The sequence below is a fragment of the Rhizobium sp. TRM95796 genome (assembly GCF_025779995.1).
Taxonomy (GTDB): Bacteria; Pseudomonadota; Alphaproteobacteria; order Rhizobiales; family Rhizobiaceae; genus Rhizobium_E.
The window spans coordinates 149,558-162,176 of the sequence record NZ_JAOXHE010000009.1; the positions used below are offsets into that span (position 1 = coordinate 149,558).

A 12,619-nucleotide genomic window follows, 5' to 3' on the forward strand; every position below is an offset into this window, starting at 1 on the left:
GGCAGGCATGTCTTTTCCCCCGCATTCGTTCACCTGCATTTCAGGATCGGCCATGCAGAATTTTTCGGTTTCTTCGAGGCTTTACGCCCTCGTGGCGCTTGCCTTTCTCGTTCTCGGCGGTGTCTTCTATTTCAGTCTGACGACTACCGACGCGCAGATGATGTCGGACCGGCGCATGCTTTTGTCATCCATCGACGACAACGCGATGGCGATCGCCACCGCCGCGCATGCGCTGGAAACCTCCGGCAAACTGACGCGCGACCAAGCCCAAGCGCGGGCGATGGAGACGATCGGCGCGCTGCGCTACGGCGACAACGGTTATGTCTGGATCAACGATCTCGATCAGACGATGATCATGCACCCGACCAAGCCGGAATTGAACGGCAAGGATGTCAGCGGCATGAAAGACCCGACCGGCCTGTCGCTGTTTTCAGAATTCACCCGCGTGGCGCGGGATGAAAAGTCCGGCTTCGTCTCCTACCAATGGCCGAAGCCCGGCGGATCGGAACCTGCCGAGAAGCTTTCGCATGTCACTCTGTTCGAGCCCTGGGGCTGGGTGATCGGCACCGGCGTCTATGTCGACGACCTCCATGCCCGCCGCTGGGAAATCGGCCGTCAACAGGGCCTGGTCAGCATCATCGGCATGATCATCCTGCAGGGTTTCGCCTTCACCGTCATCCGCAGCGTCATCGCGCCGATGAAATCGTTGATGCGCTCCATGCAGCGCATTGCATCCGAAGAGTTCGACGCGCCGATCGGCGGCGTGAAGGACCGCAGCGAATTCGGCGACATGTCGCGCGCGCTCGAAACGCTGCGCGATTCCGTCAGCACCCGCGTCCAGGACAGGCTCCGCAAGATCGCCGAGCAAAATGACCGGATCGAGGCGGAAAAGCGCGCCCGCGAGGAACTGATGCAGACGGAAGCCGGCGAATTGAAGCAGGTGGTCGACGAACTCGGCGCAGGCCTGGAACGGCTTGCGGCCTGCGACATGCGGGTGACGATTGACCATCCATTCGCGCTGCGTTTCGAACCGCTCCGGCATTATTTCAACAATTCGATCGCCACCTTCCAGCGCGCGCTCGAACAGGTGCTGGCCAAGACAGCCCAGGTCTCCGGCAACGCCGAGGAGATGAAGGATTCGGCTGGCAATCTCGCCAAGCGCACCGAGCAGCAGGCCGCAGCGCTGGAACAGACCTCCGCCTCGCTCGACGAAGTCACCGCGACCGTGAAGTCGTCTGCCGAGCGAACCTCTGAAACCCGCACGCTGGTCGGCGACGCCCGCGCCTGCGCCCAGACCTCTCAGGATGTGGTGACCGAGGCGGTCGACGCGATGCGGCGGATCGAGGACTCCTCGGGCAAGATCGGCCAAATCATCGCGGTGATCGACCAGATCGCCTTTCAGACCAATCTTCTGGCGCTGAACGCCGGCGTCGAAGCCGCCCGCGCCGGCGATGCCGGGAAGGGTTTTGCTGTGGTGGCTCAGGAAGTGCGGGAGCTGGCGCAACGTTCGGCGCATGCGGCCAAGGAAATCTCGACGCTGATCAAGAGCTCGAGCGAACAGGTGTCGTCGGGCGTGCGCCTGGTGGACGAGACCGGCCAGGCGCTGACCCGGATCGCCGCCTTCGTCAACGACATCGACCTCAAGATCAACGCCATCGACACCGCCTCGCGCGAACAGTCGATCGGCCTGCAGGAAATCTCGGCAGCGGTGAATTCGATCGACCAGATGACCCAGCAGAATGCCGCCATGGTGGAGGAGACGACCGCGATCAGCCATTCGCTCGCCCAGGATTCTACCGGGCTTTCGGAACTGGTGGGACAGTTCAAGCTCAACCGCCAAGCCGATGCCCGCGAGCTGGGACATGCCTGGGACCAGCGGCGAGCAGCCTGAAGCAAGCAAGAGAAAAGCCGCGCGTCACAAGGCGCGCGGCTTCAAATGTCCTCAAGCGTTCGATCTTTAACTGTTGGCTTCCGAAGCGCGACGATCCCGTTTCAGGAAATCCCGGATGCGGTCGACCGCGACACTGTCTTCCGTGCCATAGGGAAGCAGATATTTCAGCCGGGCGTCCGAGCCGATCAGCAGCAGCGACGTCGTATGGCTCATGTGATAGTCGCCATTCTTGCTCGCCGATTTCGACGCATGGATCATCCAGCCGTCGACCACCTTCCTGATTTCCTTGGGATCTCCGGTGACGCCGGTGATGCGGTCGGTGAAGGCGTTGACATAGCCGTGCAGCAATTGTTGGGTGTCGCGCTCGGGATCGATGGTGATGAAATAGACCTGCAGACCCGCCCCTTCCGGACCCAGCTTCTTCAGCCAGACCGAGACGTCGTAAAGCGTGGTCGGGCAGACTTCCGGGCAATGCGTATAACCGAAATAGACGAGCGAGGGCCGTCCGCGGAACATCTTTTCCGTCACCGTCTCGCCGCGATCATTGATCAGCGTGAAGGTTTCGCGGAACGGGCCGGGCCTGTAATCATCCGCCGCCACCCAGGCGATGATGCCGACGAGCGCCGACATGAACAGGCCGATAACGGCCAGAACAACGATCAGGAAGGGGTTGGTCTTGGTCATTGCGCGTGATCTCGCTGGGTTCCAGCGGCTCCCTTGTCCCTATTCGCCGCCATCGACCATCACCGTGCCTTCGAAGCTGGCGAACAGCGCCAGTTTCCCGGCATCGATATTCTTTTCGGCTTCGACGACCTTGGCGGCCAGAGCCTCGGCGTCCTGCTTGGAAATGCCTGCTTTTTCGAGCGCATCTGCCTGCTTGAGGCTGTCGCCGCTGCAGATCTGGATAGCCCAGGCCTCGCCCTTTTTCTTGAGAAGCGCCCGACCGCCGCGATCCTGCTGAGCCCAGCCTGCGACAGCCCATTCGCCCTGCACCACGACGGGTTCGACGGACAGCGGGGCGTCAGGCGTCTCGAACATCCCCTTCATGATCGCGGCGATATCCTGCGCGGGATCGCCGGAGGCGGCCTGCATATGATGGGCGGTGTGATCATGATGGGCGTGCGCATCCGCCTGGGCATGCTGATGCGCCATATGGTCATGGCCGCCCTCATGCTCGGCATGGGCGGAGCGAGCGCCAGCCGGAGCGCCGACGACGAAGTCGACATCGACGGAGCCGGCCTTTTCGAAAGTAAGCGTCGCCTTGACGCGCTCGCCTTCCTTGAACGGTTCTGCGACATTCATGAACATGATATGGAATGCGCCGGGCTTCAGTTCGAGAACACCATGGGCGGGAATTTCCAGGCCGTCCGTCATTTCCCGCATGGTCATCACGTCGTCGCCCATCTGCATCTCATGCAGCTGCGTGGACTTGGCGCGCGAGGTCGTCACGCGCAGCAGCCGGTCGGCTTCGCCATGGTTGACGATCTTCAGATAACCGCCGCCGACCGCTGCGCCCGGCAGCATGGCGCGGGAATAGGGATGGTCGATCTCGATCTGACCGAGCTTGTATTCGTGGGCGAGCGCCGGCGCTGCGGCGAATATGGCGGCCATGACGGCGGCGCGAATGAATGTCTTCTTCATGGGAGGTGATCCTGTGCGGAATTTTCTGAACTTTGATGGCGCAAGGGGCTTTCGCCCTTCGCCGATCCTGCAAAGCCGCGGTCGAGCCGATGGGCTAAGCGGCGCAACGCTCAGATGGATGGCGAGGCGCGCGGCGCGCCCCGATAAGAAAGCACGTCGAGCGGTGGACAAGCGCGCCTGGCCACGAACGGCGCTGTAAGAGCCGTGCGGATCAAAACGCCCTGGCTCTCCGGTGGATCTGGCGACAGGCAGGCGGAAGACAGGCGGCAGGCTTCGCAGGAACCTGTGCCGACAGATTTTTTGCCGTCGAGGTCGGGAGACGAGAGGCACATCGTCGCGATTTCGCCATCCGGCAAGACCGAGACCTCATATCCGGACCCTTCCGCCGCCAATAACGGCTTATGGGCAAAGCCGACCATCGCGATGGCGAGCGCGCAGAAAAGGCGCAGCATCATCGCGATGTTTCGAATATCTTTGCGGGGCCGAAAAATCGTCATGCACCCTCTCTATTTGCTTTTCCACAACCCGGCAATGCGGCAAATTTGTGCGCCGCACATCCATGCTCCTAGGGTGATAGCGGTCAGTGCGAAGCGGGCGTGCTGCGAATGGCGGACAGCGTCTCGGCGTCCATCGCCCAGTCTGGGCGATCGGGTGCGAAGCGGGCGCGCAGATAGCGTCCAAGTTCCATGATCTGCCGATCCGACAGACTATCGGCGAAAGATGGCATCGACATCGGCTGGCCGGCGGCGTGCAGGCGTTCCCTCATACCCGCCGGCGCTGGCGCGCCATGCAGGATCGCCTGAAGCACATTGTCAGCCCTGTCGCTACGGAGATTGGTGTTGAGCGCAAGATGGGTCGCGAGCGCCTCGTCTTCGTGGCAGGAGGAACAGGCGCCCTCGAACAGCCGCTGACCTTCGGGATGGGCCAGCGCGGCCACCTCTCGCGCAGCCTCGGCGCGTTGCAGCGCCTGTTGTTTCAGGCTTTCGACCTCGGTTGGACCAGGCTCCGGCGTCATACTGGCGAGGTAGGTCGCCATCGCCTCGATGTCCGTGTCCGGCAAAGCCGAGAGCGAGGCGACGACCTGCGCCATCGGGCCGCCGGCGCCGCCGTGATCATCGGAATGACCGCGGCGGAGATAGTCGTAAAGCGACGCCTTGGTCCAGGGCACGGCGCCCTCGCCCCGGCCATTGATCGCCGGCGCCGCCCAGCCGTCGGCAAAGCCGCCTGCGAGATGGGCGTCGCCGCTGCGCTCGGCGCCCAATATGTTGCGGTCGGTATGGCAGGCGGAACAGTGGCCCAGGCCTTCGACCAGATAGGCGCCCCGGTTCCAGGCTTCGCCTTTGGCGGGGTCATAGGCGACGGTCTTGGCGCCGATAAACAGCGTGTTCCAGCCGGCCATCAATCCCCTGATGTTGAAAGGCGGTCTCATCTCCGATTTGGGTGCGGGCTGGTGCGCGGCCGGAGCGCTCATCACGAAAGCGTAGAGATCCTGAAGATCCTGGTCCGACACATTGACGAAGGACGTATAGGGATGGGCTGGATAGAGATGAGCGCCGTTTCGGCTGACGCCCTCCCGGACTGCGCGGGCAAAGGCCGGGTAAGACCAGCCGCCGATGCCATGCGTTTCGTCCGGCGAGATATTGGCGGCGCGCACCGTGCCGAACGACGTCTCGAACGCCCGCCCGCCGGCCAAGGCCGCGCCCTCGGGGCCGGCATGACAGGTCGCGCAGCCGCCGGCGGCGGCGACCAGACGGCCGCGCTCCACCGACGCCGGACTGAACACGGCCGGATCGGGCCGTTGAATGGCAGCAATCGACGGCCGCCAGGGCGACGCCGTCGCCAGTCCGAAGGCGGCGAGCCCGGCCAGTCCGGCGAAGCCGAAGCCGCGACGGAACCAGGACATCCGCCTCTTGCCGCCGTCTTTGCCCGAAGCAGGCAAGGCCTGCCGGCCCAGTCCGGCGAGAATCCGATCCGGCGTGAGCGGCAATTCACGGAAGCGCAGGCCCGTAGCGTCATAAACAGCGTTGACGATCGCCGCAGCGCTCGGCACGGAGGCGGATTCGCCGACGCCCATTGGCGGCTCGTCCGGACGCGGGATCATCAGCACGTCGATATCGGGCGTCTCCTCAAATGTGAGGATCGGATAGCCTCCCCATTCCAGGCTCTCGACGCCCGTTTCGGTGAAGGTCACCTTTTCCTTCAGCACGCGGCTGACGGACTGGATGACATTGCCGTGAATCTGATGGCGGACGCCGTCCGGATTGATCATCAGGCCGGAATCCTGCCCCACCGTCACCCGCGTCACGGTCACCTGACCGGTGCGCTTGTTGACGGCGACATCGGCCACCCAGGCCGACCATGCGGCGGGCGTTCCGGGAAACTTTCCGTGGACGTAAAGCGCATAGGCGAAGCCGCGGCCATAAAGCAGGTCGCCCTCGCCGCCTTCGCTGCCCCAGCGGGTGCGCGGCTTCCATTTGGCCTTTTCCGCCACCGCGCGCACCAGGTCGATCGCCCTGGGATCGGTCAGATAGCGAAGCCGGTATTCCACTGGATCGACGCCGGCGGCGGCGGCGAGTTCATCGAAAAAGCTCTCATGGGCGAAGGAATTCGGCATGGCGGACACGCCGCGAAACCAGGAGGCCCGCGCGATCGGCGGCATGTCATGCACGGCGATGCGCATATTGCCGACCGAGTAAGGCGGGATCGCGGTGCGGTCGCCCATTTCGACGGTGTCGTTGCCGGTCGTCTTGCCGGTCAGCACCAGCGCCAGCGTCGGGGCGAGATTGGAGGGATAGCGTGTCTCGAAATCATAGGCGATCGGGCCGCCTTCGAGATCGAGACCGCCGCGCACATCGATGACTTGCGCCGCACCCTTCGGCTCCCAGCCATGTTCCTGCTCACGCGTCAACTGCACGCGGACAGGACGCCCCACGGCGCGCGATAGAAGCGCTGCGTCGGCGGTCACGTCATCGGCGCAATTGCGGCCGTAACAGCCGGCGGCCTCGTGCCGCTCCACCACGATCGCCTCCTCGGGCATATCCATGAGGCGGGCGAGATCGCGGCGCATGAAATAGGGATTTTGCGTGCCGGACCAGACGGTGAGGCGCTCAGGACTCCAGTCGGCTACCGCGCAGGACGGGCCGATCGAGCCATGCATCTGATAGGGCCAGACATAAGTGCGGTCCATGCGCGGCGAAGCGCCATCGAGCGCCAGATCGACATCGCCGCTCTCCTTCAACAGCCGACGCGAGGCGGGATTGTCGCGCAACGCCTCTTCCGGCGCATTGAGATCAGGACGTTTCGGCGGCTCGCGCCAGGTCAGTTTCAGCGCCTTAGCGATCCCTACGGCCTGTTCCTCGCGTTCGGCGACGACACCGACGAAATCGCCGATCACGACAACGGACACCAGACCGGGCATATTCGCGACATAGGCTTCATCGACGCCCAGCAGGCTCGCGCCGACGCCTTCGCCATGATCGAAGCCGACATAGGGCGGGCGGATGACGCGGCCATGCAGCATGTCCGGCAGCCTGACATCATGCACATAGACCCAGTCGCCCGACGCTTTGGCGGGAATATCATTGCGCGGCTGCGACTGGCCGACGATGCGGAACTCGGCGCCCGGCTTCATGGGCGCCATGGGGTCGATCTCGACCCGCTCGCGCCAGCCGACGAGCAGTTCCGCATAGGAGGTCCGGCGGTCGCCATGGCTCAATACGCCCTCGGAAACTCCAATCTCCTCGGGCTCGACGCCCCATAGCTCCGCCGCCGCCTGCACCAGCCGGCGTCGCGCCGTCGCCGCGGCCTGCCGAAGCGGGATCGCGGTGATCTGGATCGTTTCGCTGGCGATGGTGGGGCCTTGATCGGGGGCGGCGCTGGTCGCGCCCAGCACCATGCGCACGCTCGCGAACGCGACATCCAGTTCTTCGGCGATGATCTGGGCGAGCGCAGTGCGGATGCCGGTGCCGAGATCGACATGACCGTTGAATCCGACCACCTCGCCCGCCGCCGTCATGGCGAGATAGATGTCAGGCTGGTTCGAGCCTCCCGGCCTGACGACCAGCAGCGCGTCGGACATGGCGAGATAGGCGTCCCGGCTGGCTTCGCGCGGCGCAGTCATGATGCTTCAGTCTCCGCAGTTTCAGGGGCAGCCAGCCGCGCGCGCGCCAGCCTGACGGCCGCCAGGATTTCCATATGCGTTCCGCAGCGACAGAGATGGCGGCGAAGTGCGGCGCGGATTTCGGCTTCGGTTGGATCGGGATTGCGGGAGAGAAGCCCGACGGTGGCGATGATCATGCCGTTGAGGCAATAGCCGCATTGCGCAGCCTGCATGTCGATGAAGGCCTGCTGCACCGGATGCGGTTTTCCATCGCGGGAAAGCCCCTCGAGCGTCGTCACCTCACGCTTTGCGACGGCAGCAAGCGGGGTCGCGCAGGACCGGACCGGCCGACCATCGAGCAACACGGCGCAGGCCCCGCATTCACCAAGACCGCAGCCGAATTTGGGGCCGTTCAGCGCGCAATCATTGCGCAACACGTAAAGCAGCGGCGTGTCCGCCGGCAGGGAAAACTCACGGTCCTCGCCGTTGATCGTAAGCGTCAGCGGGGGTGAAAACATCGCGCACCCGCCCTATCGGTGGGACATCGCGCGGGAATCCGGCCTTGCTCCCGGACAGGGATTGGGCTCAGGATTGCGGCGTTCCCCTTTTGGTTTTTTTCGATCGCATCCATCAAGGGGATGATAACAAGAAATCATTCGTGCGCAAATGAATTCTTGGCCCGTTCACGGTGAGACGGCGCCCGTCAGCAGAGCTTGCGAATGAGGTCCAGGAGGATCGAGCGCTCATCGGCGGTCAGAGGCGCAAGCGTCTCTTCGGTCACTGTCCGGGCGGAGGCGAGATTGCGCGTCACCGCCTCATCGCCGGCGTCGGTCAAAGACAGGATCACCCGTCGACCGTCCTCGGGATCCGGCGAGGTCGAGACATAACCGCGCGCCACCAAACGGTCGATGACGCCCTTGGTCGTCGCGGCATCCATGGCGATTTCGCGGCCCAACTGGTTCTGCGACGATGGCTGGATTTCCCGGAGCTTGATCAGCGCCGACCACTGCATGGTGGTCAGTTTGTCGCCCATACGCGCCGCAAAGATCGCGACATGCCGTTGATTGGCCTGCCGGAGCAGAAAGCCGATCTGCTCGTCGACACGATACGCCTCCGCCACAGACATAATCGGCTCTGCGCTTTCCCTCGACATGAACGTCATCCTTTCCGGCCGGATTAGGTCCGATCCGTGTTTCCGGTTTACCGGCGGCGGGTGGATTGTCAATTGCGGGACGATTTCATCCGCCAACCGAGGAACGTGACACCAGCGGAACTCCACACTTGACAGGATCAGCAAAGCGGATCAATTTCGTTTGTACACAAATAATATTGACGCGCCGCCGCGCCAACGGCGCCCGGGGGAATTTTCGATGGTCAAACAGCAAGTCGAAAGCGCCGTGAATGGAAAGATCCGCTGCGACGCCTGTCCGGTCATGTGTTACATCGCCGATGGCCGGTCCGGCGCCTGCGACCGCTACGCCAATGTCGGCGGCGAGTTGATCCGCGTCGATCCCCTGACCATCATCGAGAACACGATCGGAGACGGCGGCAAGGTGGTGGCGTTCCTTCCAGACGAGCGCTCTGAAGACTGGAACGGCGATCTCGTCCATGCGTCCACGCCCTTCGTGACCGCCGTCGGCGCCGGCACGACTTATCCCGATTACAAACCGGCCCCCTTCATCGTGTCGCAGACCCATGCTGGCGTCGACATGGTGACGGTGGTCACCGAAGGCATCTTCTCCTATTGCGGCGCCAAGATAAAGATCGACACCGATCGTTTCATCGGCCCCGAGACCGCCAAGGTGCTGGTGGATGGCGAACCCGTCGGCCATGTGACGACGGGCGAATATGGCTCGCAGATGCTGTCGATCGGCGGGGTGCACCATCTGACCGGCGGCTCCAAGAAAGAGGGCCGCGTCACCTGCGACACGATCCTGCGGCTGTGCAACCGCGAAAGCGTCGATCTCGTGATCGATGGTGGCGCCACGCTGACGCTCACGGCAGGCTGTCCCCCCATCATCAATGGCGTCGAGGAAAGCCGTATGCGCGTGGGCTGCGGTTCCGCCACGATCGGCATGTTCGCCAAGCAGTGGAAGGACATGGTCGACGAGGTCGTGGTGGTCGACGACCATATCACCGGCGTCCTTTCCGAACATCAGGCGGGCAAACTTCTCGACGTCGCCCCGACCGGCATCAAGATCAAGGGCCGCCGCTCGACGCCGGGCCGCTATTTCCAGGTCGCAGAACCCGGCACCGGCTGGGGCGGCACCAATGTTTCCGATCCGCTCGCCATTCTCGGCGATTTCGACCCCAAGGTCGCCTATCCCGGCCTGCGCCTGCTGATGGTCTCCACCACCGGCGAGCAATATGGCTATTACATTCTCGACCATCAGCTTCGCCCCGTTTTGCAGGACATCCTGCCCGCCGCGATTCAGGAGACCGTCGAGATTGTCGCTGAAAACTGCGAACCGGCCATGACCTCGGTGCTGTTTATCGGCGGCGCCGGCGGCAGCCTCCGCGCGGGCGTCACAACCAATCCGGTGCGGCTGACGCGTTCGGTCAAGGATGCGCTCACTTATGTTTCGGTGGGCGGAGCGCCCGCTTATGTCTGGCCGGGCGGCGGCATCACCGTGATGGCCGACGTCACCAGAATGCCGACCAACAGTTTCGGCTATGTGCCGACGCCGGCAATCGTCGCGCCGATCGAATTCACCATGCGGCTCGAGGACTACCGGGCGCTGGGCGGCCATATGGACGCCGTCATTCCGGTGGAGCGCGCCGTCGAGCAGGCCGAGCGGCGGATCGCCTCGACCGAGGACAGCGTCTGGCCGATGGACGGCAAGAATTTCCGCTGGGGCGCCTGAGATCATGCCGGGACCGGTCGCCGCCTATCTCGATGGACATCAGAACGGCCGTCTGCATCTGCAGCACGGTCCGATCGAACTGTTGATCGGCGTCGACGGCGCGCATTCGCTGGAACTCGAAGCCTATCAGCGGGCGCTTGCCTTCGCGCTCGCGCATCGCCGCTTCAAGACGGTTCTCGACGAACTCGTGGCGGAACTTCCCCTTCTCAGGAGCCAGGCGCGACCGGATGGTGTTGAGCCCCAAGGCGCGGTCGCCAGGCGCATGTGGCGCGCCGTGCTGCCCTTTGCCAGCGAGCACTTCATCACGCCGATGGCCGCGGTGGCCGGCGCGGTGGCCGACGAAATCCTGACGGCGATGCTCTTAGGCTTCACAGCCGAGAACCGCCCCAACCGCATCTATGTCAACAATGGCGGCGACATCGCGCTGCATCTGGAACAGAACGCGTCGTTCCGGGTGAAGATCGCCCGCGAGGATGGCGCCGATCTCGGCGATTTCACCGTGACCGCCGAAGATCGTTGCCGGGGCGTCGCCACGTCGGGACGCGGTGGGCGCTCACTGTCCATGGGCATCGCCGATTCCGTGACCACGCTTTCCGACAGTGCTGCGAGCGCTGACGCGGCGGCCACGATCATCGCCAACGCCGTCGATCTTCCTGGTCACCCCGCCGTCTGCAGGGCGCCCGCAGACACTGTCGTCGACGACAGCGATCTCGGCGCTCGCCTCGTCACGACAGGCGTCGGCGCGCTCACAGATCAGGACATTGCCTTCGCGCTCGACAAAGGCGAGGCCATGGCCAAAAACCTTCGCTTAAGGACTCTCATCGAGCGGTCGGCTTTGTTTCTCGGTCGTCATGGCCGGCTCGTTACGCCGCCCCACCCTTCTGCCCCGCACATCCCCATTCCGGAGGAAAAACTCTATGCCTGAACCCAAAGTCCGCAAGATCGCCACCATCGTCGAAGAGGTCTTCCACGAGGGCGGCCCGGTGTCCGAGACGCCGCTCAAGCGCGGCGCGGTCATGGCCGTGATCGAAAATCCCTTCGCCGGCCGTTATGAGCCGGAGATTGCGGGCTTCATGAAGGATCTCGAGCCGCTCGGTCTTGAGATGGCGCGCAAACTGATCGACATCCTCGGCGGCGACGCGGGCGATATCCAGGCCTATGGAAAGGGCGCGATCGTCGGCCAGGGCGGAGAACTCGAGCATGGCGCGCTCTGGCATGTGCCGGGCGGCTACGCCATGCGCGAAGCGCTCGGCGACGCCAAGGCCATCGTGCCCTCGACCAAGAAAGTCGGCGGTCCCGGAACGCGGCTCGACGTGCCCGTCACCCATATCAACGCGTCCTATGTGCGCAGCCATTTCGACGCCATGGAAGTCGGCGTGTCGGATGCGCCGCGCGCCAACGAGATCGTGCTCTGCCTTGTCATGACCACCGGCGCCCGCATCCATGCCCGCGTCGGCGGCCTCAAGGCCGAGGACATCAAGGGCGAGGACGGACTGCGGTGAAGGCGCAAATCCGGAAAATCGCGGTCTTCGTCGAGGAACTGCGCCAGGAAATGGGCCGCGAGGTCACCCCTCCGACCCGCAAGGTCGCGGCGGTGGCGGTGATCCGCAACCCCTTTGCGGGCCGTTATGTCGAGGATCTCACCGATCTGATCGACATCGGCGCAGAACTGGGCGATCTCCTCGGCCGGCGCTGCGTCGACGCGTTGGGCATCGAACCCAGCGCCGTCGAAAGCTATGGCAAGGCGGCGATGGTGGGCGAGAACGGCGAGCTCGAACATGCCGCCGCCATTCTGCATCCCGCGCTGGGCAAGCCGTTGCGCGCCGCCGTCGAAAAGGGCGCGGCTCTGGTGCCCTCGTCCAAGAAGCGCGGCGGCCCGGGGCAGACGCTCGACATTCCCCTGGGGCACAAGGATGCGGCCTATGTCCGCTCGCATTTCGACGGCATGGATATCAGGCTCGCCGATAGCCCGAGAGCCGGGGAAATCATGGTCGCAGTGGCACTGACGGACAGCGGCCGGCCCCTGCCCCGTATCGGCGGTCTGACGGTCCAGGAAATCGAAGGCAAGGACGGTCTGCGCTGACCGCCCTTGCTTGACAGCCCAGATAGCGGCTGACAATATCA

At 64.1% G+C, this 12,619-nt stretch carries 11 protein-coding genes; 5 read left to right on the forward strand and 6 right to left on the reverse strand.

The window, feature by feature from the left end; all coding sequences use genetic code 11:
• The first annotated feature begins 52 nt into the window (after window positions 1-52).
• A complete protein-coding gene (locus OCK01_RS19070; protein WP_263825296.1) occupies window positions 53-1,891 on the forward strand; it encodes a methyl-accepting chemotaxis protein in 1,839 nt (612 codons plus the stop codon).
• Between the two features lie 66 nt (window positions 1,892-1,957).
• On the opposite strand, the gene OCK01_RS19075 is transcribed toward OCK01_RS19070, so the two are convergent.
• The 6 genes from OCK01_RS19075 to OCK01_RS19100 form a co-directional block, all read right to left on the reverse strand.
• Complete coding sequence (locus OCK01_RS19075) at window positions 1,958-2,575, reverse strand: SCO family protein (protein ID WP_263825297.1); 618 nt, start codon at window positions 2,573-2,575, stop codon at window positions 1,958-1,960.
• Between the two features lie 39 nt (window positions 2,576-2,614).
• Window positions 2,615-3,532 carry a copper uptake system-associated protein gene (locus OCK01_RS19080; RefSeq protein WP_263825298.1) on the reverse strand — a complete coding sequence of 306 codons (918 nt, stop codon included), beginning with the start codon at window positions 3,530-3,532 and terminating at the stop codon, window positions 2,615-2,617.
• A gap of 110 nt (window positions 3,533-3,642) precedes the next feature.
• Window positions 3,643-4,029, reverse strand: coding sequence for a hypothetical protein (locus OCK01_RS19085; protein ID WP_263825299.1), 387 nt, complete (start codon window positions 4,027-4,029; stop codon window positions 3,643-3,645).
• Window positions 4,030-4,112: 83 nt separating this feature from the next.
• Window positions 4,113-7,652, reverse strand: coding sequence for a molybdopterin-dependent oxidoreductase (locus OCK01_RS19090; RefSeq protein ID WP_263825300.1), 3,540 nt, complete (start codon window positions 7,650-7,652; stop codon window positions 4,113-4,115).
• On the reverse strand, window positions 7,649-8,149 hold the full coding sequence (locus tag OCK01_RS19095) for a (2Fe-2S)-binding protein (protein ID WP_263825301.1): 501 nt from the start codon (window positions 8,147-8,149) through the stop codon (window positions 7,649-7,651). Before OCK01_RS19095 ends, OCK01_RS19090 begins: the two co-directional genes overlap by 4 nt.
• A gap of 185 nt (window positions 8,150-8,334) precedes the next feature.
• Window positions 8,335-8,784 (reverse strand): MarR family winged helix-turn-helix transcriptional regulator, encoded by a 450-nt coding sequence (locus tag OCK01_RS19100; RefSeq protein WP_263825302.1) that lies wholly within the window; start codon window positions 8,782-8,784, stop codon window positions 8,335-8,337.
• A gap of 217 nt (window positions 8,785-9,001) precedes the next feature.
• On the opposite strand from OCK01_RS19100, the gene OCK01_RS19105 reads away from it, so the two are divergent.
• Genes OCK01_RS19105 through OCK01_RS19120 form a run of 4 tightly spaced genes read left to right on the forward strand, consistent with a single transcriptional unit; the run spans window position 9,002 to window position 12,578 of the window.
• The gene (locus tag OCK01_RS19105) at window positions 9,002-10,495 is read left to right on the forward strand and encodes a 6-hydroxynicotinate reductase (protein ID WP_263825303.1); all 1,494 of its coding nucleotides are present in this window, start codon (window positions 9,002-9,004) and stop codon (window positions 10,493-10,495) included.
• A gap of 4 nt (window positions 10,496-10,499) precedes the next feature.
• Window positions 10,500-11,420, forward strand: a complete 921-nt coding sequence (locus OCK01_RS19110) for a UPF0280 family protein (RefSeq protein WP_263825304.1) — start codon at window positions 10,500-10,502, stop codon at window positions 11,418-11,420.
• Window positions 11,413-11,997 carry an amino acid synthesis family protein gene (locus tag OCK01_RS19115; RefSeq protein ID WP_263825305.1) on the forward strand — a complete coding sequence of 195 codons (585 nt, stop codon included), beginning with the start codon at window positions 11,413-11,415 and terminating at the stop codon, window positions 11,995-11,997. The genes OCK01_RS19110 and OCK01_RS19115 overlap by 8 nt, the downstream gene beginning before the upstream one ends.
• The gene (locus OCK01_RS19120) at window positions 11,994-12,578 is read left to right on the forward strand and encodes an amino acid synthesis family protein (protein WP_263825306.1); all 585 of its coding nucleotides are present in this window, start codon (window positions 11,994-11,996) and stop codon (window positions 12,576-12,578) included. The genes OCK01_RS19115 and OCK01_RS19120 overlap by 4 nt, the downstream gene beginning before the upstream one ends.
• Window positions 12,579-12,619 lie beyond the last annotated feature (41 nt).

Coding starts and splice junctions, on each gene's coding strand:
- OCK01_RS19100 (WP_263825302.1), bottom strand. CDS start 8,784: ATGTCGAGGGAAAGCGCAGAGCCGATTATGTCTGTGGCGGAGGCGTAT.
- OCK01_RS19090 (WP_263825300.1), bottom strand. CDS start 7,652: ATGACTGCGCCGCGCGAAGCCAGCCGGGACGCCTATCTCGCCATGTCC.
- OCK01_RS19070 (WP_263825296.1), top strand. CDS start 53: ATGCAGAATTTTTCGGTTTCTTCGAGGCTTTACGCCCTCGTGGCGCTT.
- OCK01_RS19095 (WP_263825301.1), bottom strand. CDS start 8,149: ATGTTTTCACCCCCGCTGACGCTTACGATCAACGGCGAGGACCGTGAG.
- OCK01_RS19105 (WP_263825303.1), top strand. CDS start 9,002: ATGGTCAAACAGCAAGTCGAAAGCGCCGTGAATGGAAAGATCCGCTGC.
- OCK01_RS19085 (WP_263825299.1), bottom strand. CDS start 4,029: ATGACGATTTTTCGGCCCCGCAAAGATATTCGAAACATCGCGATGATG.
- OCK01_RS19080 (WP_263825298.1), bottom strand. CDS start 3,532: ATGAAGAAGACATTCATTCGCGCCGCCGTCATGGCCGCCATATTCGCC.
- OCK01_RS19075 (WP_263825297.1), bottom strand. CDS start 2,575: ATGACCAAGACCAACCCCTTCCTGATCGTTGTTCTGGCCGTTATCGGC.
- OCK01_RS19110 (WP_263825304.1), top strand. CDS start 10,500: ATGCCGGGACCGGTCGCCGCCTATCTCGATGGACATCAGAACGGCCGT.
- OCK01_RS19115 (WP_263825305.1), top strand. CDS start 11,413: ATGCCTGAACCCAAAGTCCGCAAGATCGCCACCATCGTCGAAGAGGTC.